24 protein-coding genes are annotated in these 26,619 nt (G+C 42.2%); 6 read left to right on the top strand and 18 right to left on the bottom strand.

Annotated features, from left to right (window positions below; translation table 11 throughout):
* Window positions 1–11 precede the first annotated feature (11 nt).
* The 5 genes from AC59GT_RS18245 (at window position 12) to AC59GT_RS18225 (ending at window position 9,250) form a co-directional block, all read left to right on the top strand.
* Window positions 12–1,469 carry an alpha-amylase family glycosyl hydrolase gene (locus AC59GT_RS18245; protein ID WP_497238978.1) on the top strand — a complete coding sequence of 486 codons (1,458 nt, stop codon included), beginning with the start codon at window positions 12–14 and terminating at the stop codon, window positions 1,467–1,469.
* A complete protein-coding gene (locus tag AC59GT_RS18240) occupies window positions 1,466–2,863 on the top strand; it encodes an MFS transporter (RefSeq protein ID WP_497238977.1) in 1,398 nt (465 codons plus the stop codon). Before AC59GT_RS18245 ends, AC59GT_RS18240 begins: the two co-directional genes overlap by 4 nt.
* 11 nt (window positions 2,864–2,874) lie before the next feature.
* Window positions 2,875–4,854 carry a type I pullulanase gene (gene pulA, locus AC59GT_RS18235; protein ID WP_497238976.1) on the top strand — a complete coding sequence of 660 codons (1,980 nt, stop codon included), beginning with the start codon at window positions 2,875–2,877 and terminating at the stop codon, window positions 4,852–4,854.
* 40 nt (window positions 4,855–4,894) lie between these two features.
* Complete coding sequence (locus AC59GT_RS18230) at window positions 4,895–6,814, top strand: alpha-amylase family glycosyl hydrolase (RefSeq protein ID WP_497238975.1); 1,920 nt, start codon at window positions 4,895–4,897, stop codon at window positions 6,812–6,814.
* A gap of 417 nt (window positions 6,815–7,231) precedes the next feature.
* A complete protein-coding gene (locus AC59GT_RS18225) occupies window positions 7,232–9,250 on the top strand; it encodes a M13 family metallopeptidase (protein WP_497238974.1) in 2,019 nt (672 codons plus the stop codon).
* A gap of 340 nt (window positions 9,251–9,590) precedes the next feature.
* On the opposite strand, the gene AC59GT_RS18220 is transcribed toward AC59GT_RS18225, so the two are convergent.
* The 12 genes from AC59GT_RS18220 to AC59GT_RS18165 all read right to left on the bottom strand — a co-directional run bounded on the left by AC59GT_RS18220 (window position 9,591) and on the right by AC59GT_RS18165 (window position 19,144).
* A complete protein-coding gene (locus tag AC59GT_RS18220; protein WP_497238973.1) occupies window positions 9,591–10,688 on the bottom strand; it encodes an AI-2E family transporter in 1,098 nt (365 codons plus the stop codon).
* A gap of 11 nt (window positions 10,689–10,699) precedes the next feature.
* Complete coding sequence (locus AC59GT_RS18215) at window positions 10,700–11,785, bottom strand: glycoside hydrolase family 130 protein (protein WP_497238972.1); 1,086 nt, start codon at window positions 11,783–11,785, stop codon at window positions 10,700–10,702.
* 6 nt (window positions 11,786–11,791) lie between these two features.
* Window positions 11,792–12,538 carry an HAD-IIB family hydrolase gene (locus AC59GT_RS18210; RefSeq protein WP_497238971.1) on the bottom strand — a complete coding sequence of 249 codons (747 nt, stop codon included), beginning with the start codon at window positions 12,536–12,538 and terminating at the stop codon, window positions 11,792–11,794.
* Window positions 12,539–12,547: 9 nt separating this feature from the next.
* A complete protein-coding gene (locus AC59GT_RS18205; protein ID WP_497238970.1) occupies window positions 12,548–13,516 on the bottom strand; it encodes a type I phosphomannose isomerase catalytic subunit in 969 nt (322 codons plus the stop codon).
* A gap of 12 nt (window positions 13,517–13,528) precedes the next feature.
* A complete protein-coding gene (locus AC59GT_RS18200) occupies window positions 13,529–14,776 on the bottom strand; it encodes a DUF2254 domain-containing protein (protein WP_497238969.1) in 1,248 nt (415 codons plus the stop codon).
* 2 nt (window positions 14,777–14,778) lie between these two features.
* Complete coding sequence (locus AC59GT_RS18195; RefSeq protein WP_497238968.1) at window positions 14,779–15,222, bottom strand: hypothetical protein; 444 nt, start codon at window positions 15,220–15,222, stop codon at window positions 14,779–14,781.
* A 69-nt stretch (window positions 15,223–15,291) separates the two neighbouring features.
* Window positions 15,292–15,726 carry a hypothetical protein gene (locus AC59GT_RS18190; RefSeq protein WP_497238967.1) on the bottom strand — a complete coding sequence of 145 codons (435 nt, stop codon included), beginning with the start codon at window positions 15,724–15,726 and terminating at the stop codon, window positions 15,292–15,294.
* Window positions 15,727–15,737: 11 nt separating this feature from the next.
* The gene (locus AC59GT_RS18185; protein ID WP_497238966.1) at window positions 15,738–17,237 is read right to left on the bottom strand and encodes a trypsin-like peptidase domain-containing protein; all 1,500 of its coding nucleotides are present in this window, start codon (window positions 17,235–17,237) and stop codon (window positions 15,738–15,740) included.
* A 17-nt stretch (window positions 17,238–17,254) separates the two neighbouring features.
* Window positions 17,255–17,563 carry an HPF/RaiA family ribosome-associated protein gene (locus tag AC59GT_RS18180; protein ID WP_497238965.1) on the bottom strand — a complete coding sequence of 103 codons (309 nt, stop codon included), beginning with the start codon at window positions 17,561–17,563 and terminating at the stop codon, window positions 17,255–17,257.
* Between the two features lie 15 nt (window positions 17,564–17,578).
* Window positions 17,579–18,157, bottom strand: a complete 579-nt coding sequence (locus tag AC59GT_RS18175; protein WP_497238964.1) for a hypothetical protein — start codon at window positions 18,155–18,157, stop codon at window positions 17,579–17,581.
* Window positions 18,150–18,707 (bottom strand): hypothetical protein, encoded by a 558-nt coding sequence (locus AC59GT_RS18170; protein ID WP_497238963.1) that lies wholly within the window; start codon window positions 18,705–18,707, stop codon window positions 18,150–18,152. The genes AC59GT_RS18175 and AC59GT_RS18170 overlap by 8 nt, the downstream gene beginning before the upstream one ends.
* 11 nt (window positions 18,708–18,718) lie before the next feature.
* Window positions 18,719–19,144, bottom strand: a complete 426-nt coding sequence (locus tag AC59GT_RS18165; RefSeq protein ID WP_497238962.1) for a hypothetical protein — start codon at window positions 19,142–19,144, stop codon at window positions 18,719–18,721.
* Window positions 19,145–19,408: 264 nt separating this feature from the next.
* On the opposite strand from AC59GT_RS18165, the gene AC59GT_RS18160 reads away from it, so the two are divergent.
* Window positions 19,409–19,651: a hypothetical protein gene (locus AC59GT_RS18160; protein WP_497238961.1), complete on the top strand. Its 243-nt coding sequence runs from the start codon at window positions 19,409–19,411 to the stop codon at window positions 19,649–19,651.
* 24 nt (window positions 19,652–19,675) lie between these two features.
* Here the strand turns inward: AC59GT_RS18160 and AC59GT_RS18155 are convergent, their stop codons facing one another.
* The 6 genes from AC59GT_RS18155 to AC59GT_RS18130 all read right to left on the bottom strand — a co-directional run bounded on the left by AC59GT_RS18155 (window position 19,676) and on the right by AC59GT_RS18130 (window position 26,456).
* The gene (locus tag AC59GT_RS18155) at window positions 19,676–20,137 is read right to left on the bottom strand and encodes a DUF2147 domain-containing protein (protein WP_497238960.1); all 462 of its coding nucleotides are present in this window, start codon (window positions 20,135–20,137) and stop codon (window positions 19,676–19,678) included.
* Window positions 20,138–20,161: 24 nt separating this feature from the next.
* Window positions 20,162–21,076 carry a universal stress protein gene (locus AC59GT_RS18150; RefSeq protein WP_497238959.1) on the bottom strand — a complete coding sequence of 305 codons (915 nt, stop codon included), beginning with the start codon at window positions 21,074–21,076 and terminating at the stop codon, window positions 20,162–20,164.
* Between the two features lie 153 nt (window positions 21,077–21,229).
* Window positions 21,230–22,114: a mechanosensitive ion channel family protein gene (locus tag AC59GT_RS18145; protein ID WP_497238958.1), complete on the bottom strand. Its 885-nt coding sequence runs from the start codon at window positions 22,112–22,114 to the stop codon at window positions 21,230–21,232.
* A gap of 12 nt (window positions 22,115–22,126) precedes the next feature.
* The gene (locus tag AC59GT_RS18140) at window positions 22,127–23,872 is read right to left on the bottom strand and encodes an APC family permease (RefSeq protein ID WP_497238957.1); all 1,746 of its coding nucleotides are present in this window, start codon (window positions 23,870–23,872) and stop codon (window positions 22,127–22,129) included.
* A 9-nt stretch (window positions 23,873–23,881) separates the two neighbouring features.
* Entirely contained in the window at window positions 23,882–25,204 is a 1,323-nt protein-coding gene (locus tag AC59GT_RS18135; protein WP_497238956.1) for a TIGR00341 family protein, read from the bottom strand.
* Between the two features lie 4 nt (window positions 25,205–25,208).
* Window positions 25,209–26,456 (bottom strand): cation:proton antiporter, encoded by a 1,248-nt coding sequence (locus AC59GT_RS18130; protein ID WP_497238955.1) that lies wholly within the window; start codon window positions 26,454–26,456, stop codon window positions 25,209–25,211.
* Between the last annotated feature and the right edge of the window lie 163 nt (window positions 26,457–26,619).

Genomic DNA, 26,619 nt, shown 5'->3' with positions numbered 1-26,619 from the left:
TATATCTGCTGATGCCCGATCGTTTTTCAAATGGTGATCCGTCTAACGATGTGGTACCAGGCATGTTAGAAACAGGGCTGCATCGCGATTCGATGTACTCACGCCATGGTGGTGATATACAGGGCCTCATCAACCACCTCCCCTACCTAAAAGACTTAGGTGTAACTGCAATATGGATGACACCAGAGATAGAGAACGATGAGCCGCATGCATCTTACCATGGCTACGCAGTTACAGATTACTATAAAATAGACCGGCGTTTTGGCACTAATGAGTTATTTAAGACTTATGTTGCCAAAAGCCACGCAATGGGATTAAAAGTAATAAAAGACCTGGTGCATAATCATATTGGTACCGAAAGCTGGCTTATACAAGATATGCCGATGAAAAGCTGGGTGCATCAATGGCCTAAATACACAAATTCTACCTTCCGTGATGCTGCAGTAATGGACCCACATGGTGCTGCTGCTGATAAAAAGCAAATGCTGGATGGATGGTTTGACAAACGCATGGCTGATGTAAACCAAAGCAACCCTTACGTGCAAAACTATCTTACACAAAATCATTTATGGTGGATAGAATACGCTGGTATAGATGGATTAAGACTGGACACTTACCCTTATAACGACGCTACATACATGGCAGACTGGGCCAGGAAAATAAAAGCAGAGTTTCCGCACCTTTCCATTTTTGGTGAAACATTGGTATGGTCTGTTGCTAACCAAGCGTATTTCACACAGGGGAATACAGTAAACCGCGGCTTTGACACTCAGTTACCCGGCATTACCGACGCGCAGATCAAAGATGCTATTACCGAAGCATTAAATGGAAAAGAAGGATGGACAGATGGCGTGAACAGGTTGTACAATATCGTAGCGCAGGATTTTATGTATCAGGACGCCACGCGCAATACAATATTTTTGGACAATCATGATATGAGCAGGTTCTATTCTGTGGTGAATGAAGATTTTACAAAGTTTAAATCTGGTATGGCCATGCTGTTAACTATGCGCGGTGTACCGCAAATGTACTATGGCGATGAAATACTAATGAAAGGCTATTCCAACCCGGACGGGCTTGTTCGTGAAGATTTTTCCGGCGGATGGGCTGGCGACAAAAAAGATAAGTTCACCACTGACGGTCGTGATAAAATGGAGAACGAAGCTTTTAATTATGTGCGCACCCTGGCCAACTATCGTAAAACCACACCAGCACTACAAACTGGCAAGCTTATGCAATACATACCGCGAAATGGTATTTACACCTACTTTAGGTACGATGCGCAAAAAACAGTTATGATAACTTATAACGGCGGCGAAAAGGATGCCGTTTTAACTGCCGAAGACTTTAAGGAGCGCACAACTGGTTTTACAACTGGCACTAATATTATAACTCACGAAAAACTGGGTAATTTAAAGCAGCTAAACATACCTGCCAAAACCGCCCTGGTAATAGAACTAAGCAAATGACAGTTTTAACAGAACAGGCAACGGGGCAAGCTATTGTAGAACCGCACAAGGTTATCGAGCGGCCGCAACTTACCTTCTGGCAGATATTCAATATGAGCTTTGGCTTTTTGGGTATTCAGTTTGGCTTTGCGCTTCAAAACGGCAACGCATCACGCATATTGCAAAGCTTTGGTGCCGATGTGGAGCACTTGTCACTATTTTGGCTTGCGGCGCCAATTACCGGCATGATCGTTCAGCCTATTATAGGGCATTACAGCGACCGTACCTGGAACCGCTTAGGCCGTCGTAAGCCGTATTTTTTAACAGGTGGCATTCTGTCTGCTTTGGCGTTACTATTTATGCCAAACTCAGCTATGCTGATGTTTTTACCACCTGTAATGGTAGGTGCAGGTATCCTCATGATAATGGATGCGTCTTTTAATGTTGCGATGGAACCCTTTCGGGCGTTAATCGGTGATAACTTGCCGGATAACCAACGCAGTTTAGGCTTTTCTATCCAAACGTTTCTGATTGGGCTGGGCGCTGTTACGGGTTCTGTACTACCCTGGCTTATTAGTTATTTCATGGGTACCAAAGCAGCAGCTCCGGGTCATGTACAACCAAATGTAATTTACTCATTTTATGTAGGGGCTGCTGTAATGATTATTTGCCTGTTGTGGACAGTTCTGCGAACCAAAGAGTACTCACCTGCAGAATATGCACAATTTCACCCGGAAGAAGCAGAAGCGGAACAGTCTAACGGATTAGGTGAAATTATAAAGGACTTTAAACGTATGCCAATGGCGATGAGGCAGCTGGGTTTAGTGCAATTCTTCTCGTGGTTTGCGTTATTCTCTATGTGGGTATTTGCGTCGCCCGCCATCGCTACCCATGTTTTTCATGTAGATCTAAAAGATACCACATCTGTTAATGCGGCAAAAGCTGGCGACTGGGTAACGCTGATGTTTGGGGTTTATAACGGTATTTCAGCGTTGTACGCTTTATGCTTGCCAGCCATTGCCCGCGCAACAAGCCGTAAGCTGGCACATTCATTTTCGCTGATAGCAGGTGGTATAGGGTTGATCTCTATCTTCTTCATTCAAAATCAATACATGCTTATTATAAGCATGGCAGGTATTGGCCTTGCCTGGGCAAGCATATTGGCTATGCCTTATGCCATCCTTTCAGGTTCTATCCCCGCTAAGAAGATGGGCGTTTACATGGGGATCTTCAACTTCTTTATCACTTTTCCACAGATCATAAATGGCTTTTTCGGAGGCTGGATTGTAAAGAACCTTTTTGGCGGACAAGCCATTTACGCGCTGGTGCTTGCAGGCATTTTCATGCTTTGTGCTGCGGTATCTGTGATATATGTACAAGACGGTAAAGACATCAAGTATCTAAAAATCAAATAGCATAAAATCAGATGAGGGGGTTTAGGTTTTACGGAATGATACTTTTATTGGTGATCGCTTTAACATCACTCAGGCCGGTAGCAGATAACTATCCGGTTTATAACGGAACTGATCTGGGCATCACCTATTCTCCTTTGAAGACAGTATTTAAAGTTTGGGCGCCTCAAGCATCGGCTGTTAAGCTTCGCCTGTATTCCAAAGGCGAGGGCGGTAATGCGCTCCAAAAGCTTGACTTGAAGCAACAGGAAAATGGTGTTTGGTCGGCAACGGTGTTAAAGGATATTAAAAACCAGTATTATACCTTTCAGGTGATGCAAGCCGGTAAATGGTTGCTGGAAGTGCCTGATATGTATGCTAAAGCCGTAGGTGTTAATGGAAAACGCGGCATGGTAGTTAACCTGGCAGAAACAAACCCTGCTGGGTGGGCTGCTGATAAAAAACCGGCATTAAAGAACTTTACCAATATAGTGCTGTACGAGACTCATGTAAGAGACATTTCCATTGACCCAAATTCCGGGATTACACATAAAGGAAAATTTCTAGGCTTAGCCGAAGTGGGTACCAGAAGCACCGACGGCCAGTTTACAGGATTAAGCCATATGAAAGAGCTGGGTATAACCCATGTTCATCTACTCCCCTCTTTTGACTTTGCTACAATTGATGAATCTAAATCATCAAACGGTCAGTACAACTGGGGTTATGACCCACAAAACTATAACGTACCTGAAGGTAGCTACGCAACCGATGCATATAATGGTAATGTACGCATCCGCGAATTTAAGCAGATGGTGAAAGCCATGCATGGTAACGGGCTGAGGGTAGTTTTAGATGTTGTTTACAATCACACAAATGATACCGAACACTCGGTATTTAATCAGTTTGCGCCGGGATACTTTTACCGCAAAACTGCTTCGGGCCAATACTCTAACGGAACGGGATGTGGTAACGAGACTGCATCTGAACGGCCGATGATGCGCAAATTCATGATCGAATCGGTATTGTATTGGGCCAAAGAATATCACATTGATGGTTTCAGGTTTGACTTGATGGGGGTACATGACATTGCTACTATGAACGCGTTAAGCGACGCGCTTCATAAATACGACCCTACTATATTCATCTACGGCGAAGGCTGGACCGCTGGTGATAGCATATTGCCTGACAGCCTGCGTGCAACCAAAGCCCACACAGCACAACTACACCAGATAGCCGCATTTGGCGATGACATGCGAGACGGACTTAAAGGTGGCTTTAGTGATGTAAAATCCCGAGGGTTTGTGAGTGCACAGGCTGGTACTGCAGAAAGTGTAAAATTTGGCATTACCGGTGCGGTACGACACCCCCAAATAGATTATAGTGCTGTAAATTATTCTAAAGCGCCATGGGCTAGTCAACCCTACCAGGCTATAAGTTATGCATCCTGCCATGACGATAATACTTTGTTTGATCGCCTTAAAATAGCTAATCCTGACGCTACTGAAGCAGAGTTGATAAAGATGGATAAACTTAGCAATACAACAGTGCTTACCTCACAAGGTGTACCGTTTTTGCACTCGGGTGCAGAATTCCTGCGAACTAAGAAAGGTGTAGCCAACTCTTATAAATCGCCCGATAGTATTAACCAGATTGATTGGCAACGGAAAGCTCGGTATAAGGCTGTTTATGATTACTACAGGGGTCTCGTTAATTTACGCAAAAGTCATCCGGCATTCCGAATGCCAACAACTAAAATGATTCAGAAGCACCTCAGTTTTATAACAACAAACGACAAGGAACTAATTGCTTACACATTGAACGGTAAGGCGAATAGGGATAAGTGGAGCACTATTATGGTGATCCTTAACGGTAATGCTTCTGCAAAGCAATATAAGTTGCCGGCCGGCAACTGGACAATGGTGGCTGACGGTGACAAAGTGAACCAGCAAGGCATTTCTACCGTTAGCAATATTATTACCATACCTGCAACTACCGGATATATTTTACATCAATAAAAACTATAACAGCTAAAGCTGTATTAACAAACCTGTACTTATGAGAAGGATTATTTTACTAACGGGAATCATTGGCTTGTTGTTGGGCACAGTAAGCTGTAGCAAAAAAAATGTCGATCCCGGCACGCCAAGTACCGGCGGAAATGGCGTAGTTAACCCGCCAGTAACAAACGGCAAAGCACTGCCTGTTGGCGCGGGCGACGGAGTAACATTTATCAACTCTGGTACATCTGCCATATTCAACTTATATGCACCCGGCAAAACCTCAGTTGGTGTAATTGGCGAGTTTAACAACTGGCAGCCTACTGCAATGAACGTTACTCCTGATGGAAATAACTGGTGGATACAAATAGACAACCTTGATGCTAATAAAGAATATGCATATCAATTTTTGGTTGATGGTAATTTGAAAGTGGCCGATCCTTATTGTGAAAAAGTGCTCGATCCTGCAAATGACCAATATATACCGGCTTCTGTTTACCCTGCCTTAAAGCCCTACCCTGCCGGCCAGGAGGGTATAGTAAGTGTTATGCAAGCTAATCAGCCGGCTTACGCCTGGAAAAACACCAACTTTGTTCGTCCGGACAAAAACAAGCTGGTTATATATGAACTGCATGTGCGCGATTTTGTTGGCACACACAGTTACAAGACAATAAAAGACACTTTAGATTACCTAAGTAACCTGGGTGTTAACGCAGTGGAACTTATGCCGATAAACGAGTTTGAAGGCAACCTGTCGTGGGGATATAATCCGTCGTTTTACTTTGCAGTAGATAAATACTATGGTTCAAAAAACGATTTAAAAGCGCTAATTGACGAGTGCCACTCCAGAGGCATAGCGGTAATACTGGACATGGTACTCAATCATTCTTTCGGACAATCGCCGATGGTGCAGCTTTATTTTGACAAGGCTATACAAAAACCTACAAGTACCAGCCCATGGTTCAACGTGAACCCGACCCATCCATACAACGTTGGGTACGATTTTAATCACGAAAGTGCCGCAACCAAATACTTTGCAAAAAACGTAATGAAGTTTTATATGACTCAGTTTAAAATTGATGGCTACCGTTTTGACCTTGCAAAGGGATTTACCCAAAAAGTAAGCAGCGACGATGCTTCATTTGCCGCATATGACGCAAGTCGTGTTGCCATATGGAACGAGTACAACAACTTCATCAAAAGTATAGACAATAATAACTTTTATAACATATTAGAGTTTTTCGGCAGCGACCGCGAAGAAAAAGAATTATCAGATAACGGAATGATGTTTTGGAGCAACATCAACTACAATTTCAACGAGGCTACAATGGGTTATGTGCCCACATCAAACTTCTCGCGACTTTACTTTACCAATCATTCGGGTTTCTCCCAGCCAGATAACCTGGTTACCTACATGGAAAGCCATGACGAAGAACGCCTTATGTTTAAAAACCTGCAATATGGTAATACATCAGGTGCAAACGGCTACAGCGTAAAAACACTGTCTACTGCATTAGCACGTCAGGAAGCCGCGGCAGCATTCCTGTTAACTGCACCCGGGCCAAAAATGATATGGCAATTTGGCGAATTAGGTTACGACGTTTCTATTGATCAGAACGGGCGCACCGGAGAAAAGCCCATCCGTTGGGAATACAACAAAGATCCGCTACGCCATAAACTTTATACAACATTTGCTAAGTTGATCAAAATGAAAATCAGCAATCCGGTATTCTCAACATCAACTATCACTGCCAACTCTTCAGGTTCTGTTAAAACAGCGTACTTAACAGGTTCGGGGCAAAACGTAGTTGTTGTCGGCAACTTTGACGTGAATAGTCAATCTGCTACAGTGGCATTCCCTAGTGCAGGTACATGGTACGACTACATGACGGGAACATCCATTAATGTTACGCTCCCGTATAACGCTACTTATGCGCCAGGTGAATATCATATTTATAGCAACTCAGTTTTAAAATAACTGGGCAACTTAATAAACGATATTCTTATTATTAGTAACAGCAGCTTGATAGAATTACACCTTTAATTTGTCATAAATGTATTCAAGCGATGATGATAGGTATGCTTAACAATGTGACTTTTGTTGTCACATTGTTAAGCAATTTATATCAATAACTAAACCACCGACTGATGGCGTATTTCATCGACCGACGCACCTGAAAACGCCAAATACAGTAGTAGTATTCAACAGCTGAAAGCAACTTGCGTCTCCTTTTACTTTTATTAATGCGCGGTTTAAACCGTATTCAACACAGCTTATGGTGTTACTCCGCAATCAAAACGTAACGACTTCAATTAAGACTTACGCGACAAACAGGATAGCCTGTGCTTTTTGGCGACTTAGATACAATTACTACCTTTAAAAAAATCTTTTTTTATGAAACGGGTAGTTACGCTTTGTTTAACCTTACTATTTCTTCTCGCTTACAATTATTCAAATGCACAGCATAAAAGCTTTGTGGATGTACCCGGGCTTGACCCCTCTGTTAAGCCGGGCGATAACTTCTTCAGGTATGTAAACGGGCGCTGGTACGATACCGCAAAAATAGATAATGACCAAGCGGGTGTAGGCTCTTACTCGTTTTTAAACATCCCGCAAAAGCGTTTACTGCAGAACATCCTGGATAGCGTATCTAAAACAAAAAACACCGCTGGCAGCATTGAACAGAAGGTGGGAGACTTTTATGCTTCAGGTATGGACATGGCAACCATTAATAGCCGCGGATATGCACCACTTAAACCTATACTCGCGCGTATTGAAGCTATAAATAGCATACCTATGCTTCTGAAATTCATCGCAGCTGAAACCGCTGCGGGCGACCGTTTATTAATCAGCTTCGGAGTATCCCCTGATAATAAGAACAGTTCGATTAACATAGCCCATGTTTACCAGGCAGGCATCAATTTGCCAGAAAAAGGTTATTACTTTAAAACAGATTCCACAACGCTGCAGGTTCAAAAAGCTTATAAGAACTACTTACAAACTTTGTTTCAACTAACAGGGAGCAGTCGTTCGCAAGCCATTAAGAATGCGAATATAGTATACCTCATAGAAAAGGATTTAGCTGCAGGTAGCAGAACCAATATTGAGCTAAGAGATGTTAACGCAAACTTTAACAAAAAGGCTGTATCTGCTATGGCAAAGAGTCAATCTAATATTGGGTGGACCACTTTGCTCGCCGGTATAGGTGCCACTACCGACTCCATTGACATGGCGCAGCCAGGTTACTATAACAAGTTAAATACAATGTTAAAGTCGGTTAGTCTTACCAACTGGAAAACCTATTTGAAAGCGGCTACTATTCAAAACTATGCGCCTGTTCTAAGTCAGCCATTTGTAAATGCCTCGTTCGAGTTTAACAAAGTCCTGTCAGGTGAGGATACACAGAAGTCGCGCCGCCAGACTATGACCGCGATGGTTGATAACCTTTTAGGACAGGCATTAGGTCAATTGTATGTAAAGCGGTATTTTAATGAAGATGCAAAAAAGCGCGTGCTTACCCTTGTGAATAATTTACAAAAAGCATTTGAAAACCGCATTAATCAGCTTGATTGGATGAGCGATAGCACAAAATTGAAAGCCAAGGAGAAACTGTACACCATTATTAAGAAAATAGGTTATCCCGATAAGTGGCGGAACTACGATGATGTGCAGATTACCAGGACCAAACTTTTTGAAAACATAATATCTCTCAATAAAAATGACTTTAAATACGAGCTGGCAAAGTTGAATAAGCCGGTTGATAAAACAGAGTGGCAAACAACGCCATCAACAGTTACTGCTTACTACAATCCGCCAGTGAATGAAATTGTATTTCCTGCCGGCATACTTAAGTATCCTTATTTCGACTTTTCAGCAGATGATGCCATCAACTACGGTGGTATAGGCATGGTGATAGGTCATGAAATGACACATGCCTTTGACGACCAGGGTGCCCAATTTGATAAAGATGGAAATGTGAAAAATTGGTGGACCAAAGAAGATTACAGGAAGTTTAAAGAGAGAACTACAAAGCTATCTGAATTGTATAGCACCTTCACTGTGTTGGACACAGTGCATATTAAAGGACCTTTGACCTTAGGCGAGAACACTGCAGACAATGGTGGCATAGCTATCGCCTATGATGCCTTCAAAATGACTGAACAGGGTAAAGGCAATGAGAAAATTGATGGTTTTACGCCTGATCAGCGCTTCTTCTTATCTATAGCAAGAATATGGCGAGTGAAAACCAGAGACGCCTTTCTGCGTACTTACGTAAACACCAACCCGCATTCGCCGGCCATGTGGCGGGTAAACGGACCACTTATGAACTTTGCGCCTTTTTACCGGGCTTTTAACATACAACCAGGCGATAAAAACTATAAAGCAGAAAACGAAAGAGTAAGAATTCGGTGATAACAACGAGCTGAATTTTTCAGGCTTTAAGTTACTTACCGATACAGAAAGTACTGAGCATGTGATTATCAGGAAATTATGAGATTTTAGTAACAAATTAGTAACAAAAATTCCGTCCTTTTTTCAGGTCATTTTTGTTGCTATCTTGTTTCCGAAGTGTGGAAAACTTTGCGAAAGTAAGCATTACATGTCAATAGTTAAAATAAATATAATTTGCTCGAATGTCTTAAGCTGTATTATTGGTGGATGGAAGTTTCATCTGAAAGAAAATAGGTAATAAAATTGTCACTTAATGGGTGTTGCCAATAGGTTATGTAGCATAACAAGTTTTTTTACTTGCTCATTTAAACCAGGACTTTATTTTTTCGGTCAGTGGTTTTTCTCTTTTCCCTTCATCACCATTACCTATCAGGTAACCATAAGGTTTTAACGGTTCTATATGGTCGCAAACGATCTTTACCATTCCCAAGACCGGAATAGCCAGTACCATACCTCCTACACCCCATACGGCTTCACCCAAAACCAGTACCATAATGGTAAACAATGGACTTACATCTACGTCCTTACCCACAACCAGTGGCTGCAGGATATAGCTTTGAATAAACTGCACCAGGCCATAAGTGATCAATACGCTAATGACCATGCTGCTTCCGCCGCCTTGTGCCAGTGCCATTAGAACGGTTAGCCCTGTGCCCGTTATATTACCAACAAATGGTATAATTTCCAATGTCCCGCATAAAATTGCAAAGAATATTGCATTGTTAACCCCTACAACAGAAAAACCTATGCCATACATGATCCACAGGCAAAAGATCATTTTAGCAAGGCCCGACACGTAATTCTGCGCAACTTCCGTGGTTTGGGTAATGATCTGTTTCGTATTGGCCTGATCTTCGGTCTTTACCAACTTTAAAAGGAATTTTTTAAAATGCGCACGCGAATTAATAAAGAGAAACATATAGATCAGTAAAAGAACGGCGGTAGTAACAGAACTTAACAACGTAGCTACAAATCCAGCAATGTAGGTCGCTGCACCGCCCGCAGTGGATGACCCTTGCTTTTTCAGCATTTGATCCTGCTGTTGTTTGGACACACCAAAACTATTATTAATATAATTTTGTACTTGCCCAAGGTATTTATTGAACTGCTGTTCTATCTGATCCAGATTAGCCTGCAAATTAGAAACCCGCCAGCTGATCAAAAAAAGAAAACCGGCGACCACAAAAAGAAGGGTAAGCACACATATCACCGCCGCTACGGTACGATTGATGCCCTTCTTTTCCATCCATCTGCTAAAAGGCAGGAAAAGCATAGCCAATATACCTGCCAAAGCAACTGGTGTTAAAAAGCCGGCTGAGAAATAAAGGCCGCCAAAGATCAGGAACAGTAATAACAGCGTTTGCACGCTGCGGGGAAGGAAATCATTTACTTTATTCATTTTATAAAAGATTATAGCCACTCCAGGCTTTGAGGAAGGTCAAGACGCGCAACACCTATCCGATTGTCGGCCATTCCATAATAAACATCATAACGGTCGGGCATGCCAATATCAGTCCGCTGGTCAATACCCGTTGGGAATACGACATCAGCTATTACGCCGACCTTTTCTTCAGGAAGCGTCGGGGTCAGTATTGGCTCAAATGATCTGAACGCAATATCATAGGGATTATCCGCTGATAAAAACATGACACCGGCTGAATAAATCAATTGTTCTTTTTCAGGTGTAGATTGCTCACTTGCATGAACACCGTGGTACAAAAACATCCAACCAAACTTTGTCATTACCGGAGGTGTACCGGATCCTATCTTTATTTTTTCCCAATCAAATACAGGCACAGCGAGCGGCCTGTGTGAAGTGAATTCAGCAGGGTTCCATTTTTCGCTTTCCTGTTTTTCCGGGTGAATATGGCAATAGGATAACCAGATACTTTCATGATGTTTATGAACCGCTTTATCCCAGGGATGTGCCGCTTTTTCCTCTGGTGAGGTGCCCGGGAAAAGCGGGCGATGCAACATGCCTAATGCACGATGCCCGTGCGGGCTGGGTATCTGTATAGGAAAAACGCAGGCGTCTTTATTATTTACGTCGTCAAAATCAATATTTTCGTAAGGTTTATAATTAACCAGTCCTAAACGCTCCCAATGAAAGAGATCTATGGATTGTGCCATGGCAATCCTCGGGCCATCTGGCGAGAATGCGGTGTACGTCATAATATAACGCTCCAGTGGCTCGACATATGTCACACGGGCATCTTCACAACCACCGCCGCCATCAGGTCGTTTCTCGTAATCCGCTTCCGGCTCAAGCGCGATACCCAGGCGTTCTACACCATTTGGGTTTCCCGCTTTATCAAACAGTACTTTAACGATACCGATTCTTGAATAATTCTCCTTGGTTGCGATTCTCGGGAATAAATATAAGTTTCCATCCTTTCCCCTTGCGGCGGCCGGGTTTAATACGCCGCCCGCCTCCATGGGATTATTCATATCCGGCTCCATGATGGTGACCAGGCGTTTCAATTTTAAAGATTGCATAGGTAATTACTTTTGGCAGGTAATAATTGTTTGAATAATGATTTTGGTGTCTTCCGGATCACGCACCTGGATGCAGTCTGCACCGCTGGTCTTCGCGGGGTAATCATTCCCTCCGTCAAATAATGCATCACCTATAAAAAGCATGTCGTTGATACTGATCTTCAGGACCTCTTCCAGCTTATGCATCCCGTAAGCTTTATCGATGCCCGGTTTGGTAACATCGATAGACGTAGCACCACCCAGGTTGATCGCGAACTCCGGGATCATCTTCTTTAAGATCGACTTGATCTTTTTTCTCTTTTCAAAATCAGGATCCCAGGCTTTTTTTGGCTCCAGCGGAGCTTTTTGCCCTAAGGCAGAAAAAGTGATCTGGCTATCCCGGTCTTCAATCTGTTCACCCCATATCTTTTCTGCTTTGAACCCCGATTTTTCGACGGCCTTTTTTAAGGAATCTTCTATCTTTTGTTTTTGTGCCTCCGTGAAGTTTTCGGCATAAAGCTTTTTCCAATCATCGTTCTCATAGCTATAGAATTTGGTGCCACAGGTAGGCAGGATCGATAACTTGTTCAGGTCACTTTCTTTCGGCAAATGAGCGATCACCTGTTTTTCAAACTGTGGCCATGCTCCTCCGGAAATAATGGCTACCCTGGCAACCTTCAGCAGGTCATGAAACAGGTTTGCCATTTCTTTGTCTATAGCGGCTTTACTTTCCGCAAGCGTCCCATCTAAATCGAATACAATTAATTTTTTCATACGATATATTTATGAAGGAATTCCTACCTCCAGAAGTTCTATTTGCCCAATAGGTATAACTTTGCATTCACCCATTTGAGCCGGCAGCAGGAACACATTTCCTTTTTTTAAGGGATAGTTTTCATGCCAGCCAATCTTTCCCTGCCCGTCTGTGCATACCAAAACTCGCGGTTCACGGGCTTTTCCAACAGAAAACGTTTCTTTTTTGTGATGTTTCCAAACCGTAAAGTGATCCGATTCTAAAACAATAGGCGATTGAGACGAAGACGATTTTACAGGCCCAATATTTACCTGGTCATAATCTATGCAAGCCAATGCCTGCTTTACCTGTAACGGACGCGGCTTGCCCGTTTTTTTATCTGTCCGATCCCAGTCAGAGAGCCTGAAAGTGACGTCGCTGTTCTCCTGTACTTCTAACACTACCACCCCTTTTAGGGTATGGACGGTGCCTGCTTTGATCAATACGCTATCACCCTTATCCGGTTTAAAACTGTGTAAATGTTCCGCTACTTTTTTTTCTTGCAAAGATTTTTTTAATGATTCCGGGGTCGTGCCCTTTGTTAAGCCCGCATAGATCAGGCTTTCATCACCTGTTTCCAATACTACCCATCCTTCTGTTTTCCCATGCTCTCCATCAGGTAGATATGCCTTCTGCTCATCAGAGGGATGGACTTGCACGGATAGTACATCTTGGCAGTCCAAAAATTTAAGTAACAATGGGAAGCGATCAAAATGGCCGGCGAACTTTCCCATAATGCCTTTTTCGTCGGCGCGAATCAGTTGCAAAAGTGATTGTCCGGCTAAAGGCCCGTCTGCAACTAAACTTGCGTGTTCGTCCCGGTCACTCAATAACCAGGCTTCGCCAACCGGCCCGTCAGGCAACGGCTCTGAAAGAAAATTTTCCAGCCTTCGGCCACCCCATAAGCGATATTGGTAAATCGGTGGAAAACGTAATGGATAATAATTCATAGCTTCCATAATAGATTAACTTTATTTACTGACTGCCATCTTTCCGGCGATTTTCTCATTTACATTTTGCAGCATTTCTGTTAGGGTTTTTTCAGCTTCGTTACCAGGCCCGGCGTCCAGCAATTGCGATAACATCGATTTCAAAGCGTTTTGTACATAACGGTCTTCGCTGCCGTAGTCCCACACCGGATAAATACATTCTTCAAATAATTCTTTAAAGCTCCTTCCGGTTAGATAGATCTTCGTTTCTCCAACCTCGTTGGTGATCGCCAGTTGAGGATGATGGCTAAGCCGGTATTCAAAAAGATCAGCCAGCGCATATATACTTAGAACCGCTGTTTCAGGATCATTAATGCCGGGACTGAGTGCCTTAAGGGCTACTTCTGTTAATTGATGAAAACCATAGTAAAAATTTTGCTTTACATCTTGTCCTGCGTAAAAGTCGAGTGACATTAGCAGGTCACCCTTTTGTTCTTTGGTCAGTATATTTTCTCCGTAAAACCCAGCAACTTTCTGCCCTTTTAATAAGAAGGTCCCTGGGGAGTGAAGCAAGTGGAAAACGCCCTCCAAGTCGCAGGTTGTAGAAAAAAGTTGTTTTTGGTCAAAGCCCTGGTAGTAACCGGCCGAAGCGGTTATGATCCACTGCCCTTCAGAAGATGAAGTGTAAGAAACGGGGACATCGTTAGACTTACAATCCTTTTTTAACGCTGTGAACGTTTGAGAATGCACCCGCCCAATAATCGTTTCAAACTTTACGGATTGCGTGACATAGTGCAAAAAGTAAATAAACATGAAAATGTCAGCTATAGTGACCAGCAGTAAAAGATAGATACTTAATGCCGGCACATATATACCTGATTCAATATCTCTGATGGTACTGAGTAGAAATAGCGAATAGACGATAGTGCCGATATATAAACCGAGTACCAATTGCTGAAAACGGTTCCCGATCATGCTTTCCAGCATGCGGTTGCTCATTTGCGAAGCAGCCTGGTTCAGAAGGATCATTACCATAGAAAAGCTGAACACCATCAGCGAGATAATGCCGCCTGCAATGGTGGATACAATCGTACGCGCGGTGCTGGCATCCTTCAACCTTACCCAGCTATAATTGGCTTTAATATGTTTACCGGTCTCAGAAAAATCCAGTTCCAGCATCAACCATGATAGCAAAAGGAACCCCACCGCTATCAGCGCAGGATAAAAGGCTATGCTATTAATCGTCTTGTTATAGGTCGCCCTTAATGCTTTTGATAACCGGCTGGTCATGCTTAGGGATTTGTACCGGCTTTGACAGCATAAATACTGTCCACAACAAAATGGCTTACCCCACGCCATGGAAGTGTATGCAAATATTCTTTATAATGTAATTCTAAGATGCTTCCTGCATGGTGGTTCAGCGAATCTGCCAAACGTGAATCAGTAACAGAGAACATAAATTCATTAGAAGCGATAGCCCCGGGCTGCTGCGTCCTTATACCCGCCTGGATCAACCTGCCTTCATGTGTTTTAAAAACATATCCTTTTTCCACAAAATAATTAAGCTGGCCGGCTTTAACACCTTCTCCAAATACAAAGTAATATCGGTAGTAAATAATTGACGCCAGGCCAATAAAAAGGATAACACCTGCTATGATAAGGGTTTTCTTTATCAGCGGCTTATTCCAGGCAGATCTGCGGGGAGTTGTTCTTGTAATTTCTTCGTTGTCTTTCATATTTGAGTTTTTTAATTTCAATGTCTACCCCGGGCAAAATACCCGGAATAAACTATTGAAAAAGCATCTTTAATCATTTATACCCTTGATAGGGATAGGGAAAATAAAATCCTCGAGGATGTTATGATGTGCCATGGAAACATGGTCTTTAAAGGCTTGCATACTTTTATGCATTACTGCCTGGTAAATTTTGCCAAGTCTATGGAGTATAATGTTGTCACCAGCTAAAAAATCCTTCAACGCTTTATCGCGTTCGATTTTGCCTTTTGGAAGAGACTGGTCAAGTTTCTTCCAGTTTTGTTTAAACAACTTTTCCGAGCGTTTATAAAAATCACCAAGTGCAGGATCGGATGTGTAGGTTTTAGTATGTTCGAATGCTATTGCCGTGTTTTTCTCTTCATCGTCTGTTGTGCCGTCAGCATTTGCAGCCAATAAAGAAACATATACCGGGAACCTTAAAAGTTCCTGCTGATCTGCTGAAGATAATTTGTTGTAAGTGGTCATAGTTTAAAGTTTTAAGCGCCGAGTGATAAATTAAAAACGATACGAGAGCCATCAGGCGTAACGCATTCAAAACGGACGATACCGTTGTTTGCCGCATTAAATGCCGTGGCCATATCGTTTACGCTATTGATGCGGCGGCCATTTATACTTAAAATAATAGCCCCTCGCTGAATCCCGATCTGTGCAAAAAGCCCTTTAGGGTCTACTTCGGTAACGGCCAAACCCGTATTCATTCGGTAATGTAGTTTAAAGGCATCGCTCAGCGGCGCAAATGTTGCACCTAATTTTGACGAAAGGGTTGGTGTGCTTATGTTTACACCTGCCTCGGGAGCCGCTTCCTGAGCCTTAAGCGTTACGTTTACCTTGATAGTTTGATCACCGCGTTTAAGCGTAATCGTTAGTTTGTCGCCGGGATTGTGCCTTGCGATCCGTTCAGATAATTCCACCGATGAACCGATCTTTATATCATCGATTTGCTGTATGATGTCGCCGGATTTTATACCTCCCGCAGTTGCGGCGCTACCTTCCTGCACATTAGTCACATATGCTCCCTGTACGCTGCCAGGTTTAATACCCTGATGGATCAGGAACTGATCTTCGGTAGCAGGTGACGGAAAACTAACGCCTAACAGGCCTCGTTTCACCGTTCCGTATTTGATCAGGTCTGTTACGATCTTTTGGGCCAGGTTAACTGGTATGGCAAATCCGTAACCTTCATAACTTCCGGTTTGAGAAGCAATAGCCGCATTGATACCGATCAATTGCCCGCTGGTATTGACCAGCGCACCACCGCTATTTCCCGGATTGATTGCCGCGTCTGTCTGAATATAGGCTTCTACCGCAGAACTCATGGCTGAAGTAGTTGCCGGCTGTCCGTTCTCGGGTTTACCAATAATGCCTATGCTTCGTTCTTTAGCGCTTACTATACCTGCGGTTACCGTTGTATTAAGCGAAAAGGGATAGCCCGCAGCTAGCACCCACTCGCCGATCTGCACATCATCAGAGTTGCCTATAATTATAGGTGTAAGATCATTTGTATTGATCCTGATCACAGCCAGGTCGGTATTCGGATCGCGGCCAACGAGTTTCGCTGGGAAGATCCGCTTATCGGTCAATATCACTTCTATTTCTGTCGCCCCTTCTACTACGTGGTTGTTGGTTACGATGTAGCCGTCTTTGCTAAAGATCACACCCGAACCTGAAGCCATAACTTGCGTTGCAGGTTGCCGCGAACCATAATAAGGATCATATTGATCATTGCCTGCCGTCTTGTTCAGTTTCACTTTAATATGTACTATCGACTGAGTAACCAGTGCAGCTGCCTGTGTAAATTCCGGTGTATTAGCTGTTGAACGTCCTCCTTCGGGCGCTTTAGCAAAGTAAATTGATTGAGCGGCTGTATCAGCGGGATCAGTTGCAATCGCATTGGACGACCCCATGATTTTGAAAGTAGTAAAGCTGACCAGGGCAGCTACTATGGCGGTAATGGCAATTAGTCCGAACTTGTTCATAGCATTATGTCTATTTATTAACTCATTTTTTCTAAAGCTGTCGTTAATACCTTTTTTATTTTTTCAATAGCCGAATTTACAGCGCTTTCAACTGTTTCCGCATTAGCCGTCACGGAAAAAGGCTCGCGGCCTTCCATGCGTGCCTCTAAAAGACAACGTTTATCATCCGGGCCACTTTTTCCGGCGTTATCATCGCTCAGGTGCAGCTCAATTCGGCTAATGTGGCTTTCAAAGCGACTTAGTGCATTCGTTATTTTGTTCTCCAGAAATGCTTGCAGGCGTTCATTACCTTCTATGTTATGGTCTGTATTGATCTGTATTTTCATCTTATATGATTTTAGTTAATTCATTTTTTTCAGCAACTCTGCCGATCTTTGAAAGAAGCCTTTGACCTTATTTTTCTGGTCAAGGGTCATCTCATCAGGGTTAATCTGTTGTGCAGCAACACTGACTGCTGCAGCATCACTCGCGAGCGTCGGATACTTCGCCTGCTGAAGGGTACTTAAAGCTTCAGATAGAATATCGGCGGCCTTGCGGATATTGTCCGCGTGCGTGATCACGAGTGGGTCTACCGTTATCTTGTTGGCATCAGTCTCCGCTTGATTAAGATCTGCCTTTACCACGTATCCAGTTGAATGCGCCATTGCGCTTATCGCCTTGGAAAGTTTTAACAGAGCGGTATTGGAATATTCATGATCCAGGCTCATTTTACTATTTTCGTCATTTACGAATGTGATATAAGAGGCAACGGTAGTATCGTTTTCATGCTTATCAATTAGTTTAACCTCTTGGTTATGCAGATTTATTTCTGGTTTGCCCTTAAAACGATTCTCGTAAAGGAAATAGGCGATGAACGCCATGATCACTAATGCCAGTAATACCCAGGCAAATGGGAATAATTTATTTCTATGTTCAGTCATTGAGTTGGTCTTTAATTGGTTTTTGAATAATTTCAGCATCGAGTGCAGTCCACTTAGCATGAATCGCTTTCTCATCACGCACATTGTGAGGTACCATTGCCAGCATGATCTTGCCGTTTTTTAAGCCTTGGGTAATCAATTCTGATTGTGGTTCAGGGACGCCAGGGGATAACATCTTGCCGATGATGCCGCCTGTCAGGCCACCGGCACCTGCCCCTAAAAGACCCGCGGCAAGTGGTCCCATCAACACCAGGCCTAATCCGGGGATGAAAAGATTGCTGCCAAATGCTCCTATTGTAAATGCGATACTGCCAAGCAAGCCGCCAGTAATACCGCCATCTATTGTTCCGTCATAATCGGTCTTTGGTTCTGGTTTAGGAGTTCCTATCTGCAGGTCTGCCGCGTGAAGCTTGTCACGGGTTATACTGGCCATTGCTACATTGACTTCTTCCTGCTTATAGCCCATGAGGAGCAGTGCGCTGTAAGCTTTTTCAGCTTTTCCTATCTCATTGAAAAGACCTGAAAGAAAGTATTGCTCATCATTTTGCATAATTGCTGATCTTAATTCTTGCCCTTGGTAGTTAGAATAACCATACTGCCGGGATACTGGATATTCGCGTCATTTTCGGCGGTAATAAATACGCGTTCCGGTTTAAATGAACTGACGGTATTCAGTTCTCCTTCTAAAACACTGGAGAAGAAACCACTGCTGCTTTTAAGCTGCCCGATATTTTTGGTACCGTTACTTTCGGTTACCATCCATACCACATATAGTTCGCGTTTAGGTTGCAAGCGGTCAGGTTCTGCCAGGTGCTTAACCTTGACATTAATAGCATAATTGTTATTGTTGTCTTTGTTGATTTTAGCATAGCCCTCGGCGGCGGGTACGACTGAAGAGGTAACAAATGTCAGTTTTCTTGAACAGGATGTTAGAGTAATTGCAAAAGATAAGCTCAAAAGAATGATAAAGCGAAAAATGGGTTTCATAGCAATATTTTAAATAGAAGTGAATATCGAAGAATAGCTATACTGCTATAGAAACCCTTGTAATTACTACAGTCGATTACAAGTTTTTGTTTCCATGCCCGGGGATATACTTTGCTTTATTTCAACGATTTGGGTTAATAACTAAGTTTATCAAACATTATGTGCTACCCATTGTAGTTATGATATCCTCTCTCTTAGCGACCTGTTTGAAATAAAATTTCTCGCTTTCCCAGCAGGTTTTCATTTTAACAATACTTTATAATTATGAAAAAGTTATGCATCGTTTTGATCGCATTAGGTTTATTATTGATAATTGGTGGTAATGTTTTTTACAAAAGCCACCAGAATCCCGATGACAGCGGAGGTTCGGCCTCTATTACAACGTTCAACGGCGGATGGTCTGTAAAAATACCTGCCTATTTTGGAGGAGTCATGCTATTGTTTGGTTCTATCTTTTTTTACATTTCAATAGATACGCAAAAGAAGGCAAACAGCGTAATACACTAGCCAGGGTTTTGATTTAGCATTGAATTATTGGATACGGTGAAAGATCATACTTTTACCTATCCATTTAAAATGCCAGTATCCTCTTACCTTTAGTAACCCTTTTTTATCTATGGAAGCAGAAGCATTCCATTCTTTACCGTGTTTGGAATCATACACTTTTCCATTTTCCCAGGTTCCTTTGTCCGCGTCATACTTCAGGTCGCGTAATATACTCATGCCCAATATGGTTCGGTTACGCAGTTTCGGGTCAGGATTTCTTTTGTCCTTCCAGTAACCCATTGGCTTACCTTCCGTATCACTAAACCAAATGACTTTTGCTTTAAAATCGCTATCTTCTGTGTAAACCAATAATCGCAATGTTTTAGCCTCATTTTCCCATTTGCCACATATGCGTTCACTTGCAGGTATCAGCTGAGAATAGGCCCGTGGAGAGAGAACATAAATAAAAAAGATTGAAGCCAGAAGTGTTTTATAGGTTAATGACATACAAAAAAGAGACGTGGTCCTTGATTAAAGGTTTAATTTTGATGGTGTATTATAAGCCATTTGCATCGGAACTTTAACAACTTCTTTCAACGGAACAGGTTTTATAAACAGTACCGCAAATTGAGCGTTACGTATCATTCGCTGGGTGAAATTTCCTAAAAAGAACTCTTTAAAGTTTCTTTTGGTGCTGCCCTCAACAACAACGAGTTGTGCTTTTTCGTATTCAGATATTCTCATGATGTCCTTTATGGCACTTAAGCTATAAACTGATTTTCTGGTTACAGATCCTGAAAACGTTTTTACTCTACGTTTGATACTTGCTGAAAAATCTCTCACTGTACTTAACAGGGTTAGGTCCTGTTGTTTTACTATGCCGACAACGGAAACTGCCGCGTTATTTTTTTCAATAAAACTGCGTGACATTTTTAACTTCCTTATTGCGTTTTCTTGTGTTAGAACGGGGAAAATTATCTTTTTAAAATTATTAACTTCCTTACCAGCAGGCACTGTTAATACATGGCTGGTGGTGTTTTGTAAAATTTTGTACGCCAGGCTATCATTCAGGTAAGAATGATCTGCTATATCAGGAGTTGTGCCTACCACAATTACATCAATATCTAATTCCTCAGACTTTTCGGTAATTACAGTTGATCGATAACCAATTTCTACGTGTAGGAAACAATTGATTTGATGAGTGTAAAAAATAGATTGCACAACTTTTTCAAGAAGCAGTTTGTCCTTTTCCAACACTTCTTCCAGCATTGGTTCCAGGGCGGCCATTCGCCCCATTTTTGGGTAGTAGTCCATAATATCCTGACAATACAATAAATGCAATTGGGCATTATGACGTTTTGCCATCTGCGTTGCAGTATTTAACGCATTCAAAGATGTTTCTGATAAGTCGATAGGAAGTAGTATTCTTTTTATTTGAGTGTTCATAACAAGTATTTATTAATGGTTTAACAATTGCGAATAATTGGTCAATTACCCGCGGAAGTACCATAATATACAAAAAATAAACGGGAATTGCAAATAAAATACAGAAAAGTATTTAAAACGCAGAGATTTCTTTAGAAGGCGGTACTTGTAGACCTATCTTTTTTCCATCATTTCTGTTAAAGGAACGCCACCTTTGATGCCGAAATCCATCGTACGAATAGGGAAAGGAATCATGATATTATTGGCGTCATAGGCTTTTTTAATGCGCATAATGGCCTGGCTCTTAACTTCCAAAAAGTTGATCTGCTCGGTAGTGCAAACCCAAAGCCTGATCACATAATTGATGGAGCTATCACCAAAATCGGTATAAAACATAGTGATCTCATCATCTTTAGAAAGCCCCTCGATGTCTTTAACGGCTTCGATTGTTATTCCTTTAACCTTTTCCAAATCATCGCCGTATGAAACACCAACGGCAAGGTCCATCCGTCTTTTGCCTAGTAAGCTGTAATTTTCTATCGGGTTTTGAAAAACGTCTTTGTTAGGGATAATTACCATTTGTCCCTGATAGGTCCGAATAACGGTATCGCGCAGGTTGATCTCTTCCACTTTTCCCATGTATTCTTTAATCTTAACAATATCGCCTACAGAAAGCGGGCTCCTCACCGAAAGAAAAATACCCGACATGAAATTAGCTGCAATATCCTGAAAGGCAAAAGCTAATGCTAAACCTAAGATACCCGCGCCTGCAAGAATTGATGTAACCGCCTTGTCTAACTTCAATACGCTCAGAGCTATAAATATTACGATGCCTAAAAGAAAGATATAAATTAGTGAGCTAAATAGATTATCGAGCGTTTCATTATGAATGAATCGGCGGATCAGTTTTCTCAATCCGTTTTTAACAGATTTTGCGATAAAAAAGCCTAAAACAAGGATCAGTGCGGCAAGGGCAATGTTTGGTAATAGCCTGATGAGGTCTTTTGCCCAAAGGGTCAATTTATCAACTATCAGTTGATAAGCATTATTAATATCCATGGCATTTATTAATTACATGATAAGCCTGACACCGCCAAGCTCGGAAACGTGGTAAGGGAATTTGTTGCTCGGCGAACCTATGAACATGAAATTCTTGGGAATGCCCCATTTCTTAGAAAGCTCGTCGATAATTTCAGGTCCAAAGGTGCCTTCGATCTCCAGAAAATCAATATCGATATCAGGGTAAGCTCTATCAAGTACTTCTATGTCCTTTTTCAGGCTGTCATTATCGCTTTGACCGTTAATTATATGTACAATTTTGAGCCGTTTGGTCGATTCATTTTCCTGGACATAAATCATTACCCGGTTTAGAATAGACACATTGTCGCCACGGGTAAAGAAAACAAGTTCTTGCGCGTTGATCGTTACCAGCAAGCGGTGCAACCAAATTTTACTGTGAAAAAAAGGTTTCAAAGGCTCTTTTAAATAGGTGACAGAGAAAATAAGCCATTTAATGATACGTGCTCTGTTAAGCATGATCGTGATAAATAGCATTGCCGGTACCAGGTATTTTACGAAAACGTAAAAGGAAAGTATATTAAGTTCCATATTGCCCAAAAATGCAGCGACGATAAAAACGATGGCAATCACAACAGAAATCACCGGTGCATTTTCCATTCGCGGCAATTTGCTTCTCTTGACTTTAAGCAATAGGTTACCTACTCCAAATAGTGCCATAACCAGCAAAAAAGAAAAAGTATAAACTCCGGCCAGGTTAGCCAGGTTGCCTTTGGTTACTAATAATATGGAAACGCACAGCAGGAAAAAACCGATCACAATGCGGTAATTGACCCCTCTGCGGTTCTTAGCCAGGAAAAAATTAGGGAGTATCCGGTCAAGCGTTATACGTTCTGCCAGTCCTGTAACCCCTACATAAGAAGTAAGCACCGCGCCACTTAATACTAATACCGCATCAATGGAAATGATATAACTTAACCAGTTCCCACCAGCAGTTTGCCCCATAAACGAGAGTAAAGATTCCTGATGGTTATTGATGGAGGCCATGGGGATAATACTTAGTGCCAGCAATGCGATAGCCGGGTTGAAAAAGCTGACAACCCGCCACATATTCCGCAGCGTTTTTGGAAATACGCCATCTTTCTGCTCTTCCACGAAGTTTGCCGAACTTTCAAAACCGGAAATTCCCAGCATGGCAGCAGAAAACCCTAAAAACAGGGCCATGATAAGTCCGCCAGAAGTTACCGGCAAATGCCAATTAGCCTGAAAAATGGCGAAGCCGTTATCAAAAAGGAACCAGCAACAGGTTAAAACCAGCAGGCTGAGTGACGCTAAATGTGTAATAAAGATAATAACAGCTACAATAGCCGATTCGCCGATTCCAATGATTGCAAGCATCATAAATATGCCCAGAATCATGATAGTTGCGGGGATCAACGGCAAAGAATGTACAATGTCGTGAAAATAAAACATGGCTTCATATCCTGAAATTACAGCTGTTGCCATATAAGAAAGAATCGTCAGACAGGCGGCAAAAGAAGCCGTTCTTTTGGAGGCGGTGTTCAACAACACATTGTAAGCTCCGCCGTTCAACGGTAAGGCTCCAACTACTTCCCCGTAAATCTTTCTAAAAAGAAATAATACCAGGGCCACGATCAAGAGTGATATCCAGGCGTATTGCCCGGCATAAGCGATAGTTAAAGCCGATACATAAAGGCAAGAGGAACTGATATCATTACCGCAGATGGATGTTGCCTGCAATTCGTTCAGTTTATGAGAGGCAACATGCAATTCTTTCATAGGTAAATTTTATTGGGTAATAAGTTGCAAGGTTGGTGACTGGTAGCGTTGTCGTAACCATTGTTGTAGTTTAACAACATCGGTTTTCCTTAAGGGTTTCGCAAAACCGGCCAGCACCACGTTTTGTGTATCTACTTTTAGGTCATTGGTTTTTCTGATGGCTATTTTACTTACACCGATGGTACGTACAGCCGGGTACAGTACTTTCATTTCGGCTAAAACAATACTATCCAAAGCGGGTAAAATTTGAGGTTTAAGGCGAACCGTATCGGCCTTAGTGCTACTGTTAAATACATCTTCTAAAATACTCGCCTTTATTTGTGAAATGTCTAATTGATGCCTTGCGTCTAAACCCTGCCGAATGGTTAGGCTTACGTTACGTAACCGATACTTATTCATATGGCGCTTCAATGAATCAATTACAGGCTTATCAAGTACATTGCCGATTAAAAGCAAATCAATACTTTTTTTGTCGGTACTATACTTGAAGGATTTTGAAACCACCTGAGTGTTATCAAAATGAAATTGTTCTTCAACAAACTTCCTTGCATTACTTTCAAAAATGCTTCTGTTCACAATGCGGTAGGCCATATATATACTTGGTAAGATTGTGATCACGACAATGAAGATGACGTACCTCGTTACTTTTTTTTCAGCACCGGGCGTTTCAAAAACCTTTTTGTTCATTCTAAGATACCGGGCCATTAAAAATGTGGCAATGGCAATAAATACGCTGTTGATAAAGTAGAGATAGATAGCGCCAAAAAAGAAATACCAGTTACCCATTGCCAAACCAAATCCGGCCGTACACAGTGGGGGCATTAATGCCGTTGCAATTGCAACGCCCGGGATCACATTGCTTTTTTCTTTACGGGAGGCAGCAACCATACCTGCCATGCCACCAAAAAAGGCAATAAACACGTCCCAGGTTGATGGTGAAGTACGCGCAAGCAATTCCGACTGTGCTTCATGCAACGGTGTTATAGAAAAATATATAGTAGAGGTAATGATCGCGATGATAGTTGCGACCAATAAATTCTTCCCTCCTTTTTTAACCAATTCAAGATCGTTAATGCCAACACCCAACCCTATACCCATAACGGGCCCCATGATTGGCGAAATAAGCATAGCGCCTATAATTACCGCCGTAGAATTAACATTAAGCCCTATAGAGGCAATAAAAATGGCAAAGATAAGTGCCCATAAATTTGCTCCCCGGAAATCAACATTTTTTTTGATGGAATTGACAATATCCGATTCTTCGGCTTTATCCTCCTGCAGGTTAAAACGATGTGTAAGAAAATAACGGACACGGTAAAAAAGGTTACTCATAAATTTAAATTTGAGTTTTTGCCTGCAATTTTTGTGCAAGTTTACCAATGGTTAAGCCTTGCACCAATATGGAGAACACAACGATGATATAAGTAATAAGCACAAATTCGTCTCTGTGCATGTCGGCACTAAGCGAAAGAGCCAACGCAACAGATATACCACCCCGAAGACCGCCCCAGGTAAGTATGGCAATTGCATTGTTCTCAAATTTAATCTTATATCGCAGTAACAGGACCGGAAAAACTACGGAGATCCAGCGAGCCAATAACACTAAAAGAATAGATATACCGCCAATAATCATCACTGTTGAATTAATCTTTATGATGAGCATCTCCAAGCCAATGAAAAGGAATAGTACAGCGTTTAGAATCTCATCAACCAAATGCCAGAATTTGCCAAGGTAATCTCTGGTTTCATCAGACATTCCGCCATCCCTCGCCTTGTTTCCTGTAATAATACCCGCAACGACCATTGCTAGCGGACCCGAGATGTGCAAATGAGACGCCAGGGTGTAACCGCCCATTACAATAGCAAGGGTCATTAAAACTTCTACCTTATATTCATCTATGGATCGGAGAGCCAGGAAACCTAAATAGCCCAGAACAGCTCCAAAGACCAGGCCTCCAACAGCCTCCTGCAAAAAAAGTTTCCCGATTGCCACCAAGGAAAAAGCGCCATCAGGGGACCTAGCGATCTCAGCTATACTAATGAATATTACAACAGCCACACCATCATTGAACAATGATTCGCCGGCGATCTTGACTTCCAGAGATTCGGGTATTTTTGCCTGTTTTAAAATACCCATCACGGCTATGGGGTCGGTTGGAGAAATCAACGAACCAAAAAGCAGGCAATAAATAAACGGAATAGGCATGCCGAAAAAGCCAAATAGCAGCCATGTCATGCCCCCCACTAAAAAGGTTGATATCAATATACCAAGTGTTGCGAGTAATAAAACAGGCCAGCGTTCCGCCTTCAGTTTGCCTGCATCAATATGAATGGCACCCGCAAAAAGCAGGAAACTCAACATAAAATTCATGAGCACATCCTGGAAGTCGACAGAGTTAGCTAACTGAACAGCTTTTTCAGACAGTAGTGATTTTGAATTTCCTAAAGCTACCAGTATCACAGAGCAGATCAGAGATAGCGCCATAATACCAATTGTTGGAGGCCATTTAATCACCCGATGATTAATATATGCGAACAGAGCGGCTAAAACGATGGTGATAGATATAATTTCCTGGGTATTCATGCAAGGATCGGATTAAAGTGAATGCAAAAAGGTTTAAATATTTAACCTCCAATTTGAGAGTAGACATGTTGTAATGATAATATATATCTGATTCTTAGCTACAAGTGCTCAAAACCTGTTATTCTTTTGTATTCGCAAAAGCTGAAAGATAAGCACCGCAAGG

The sequence above is a fragment of the Mucilaginibacter sp. 320_HR genome, from assembly GCF_059691875.1.
Note: the sequence above shows the minus strand (reverse complement) of the source record. Positions and strands in the feature narration are given on the sequence as shown.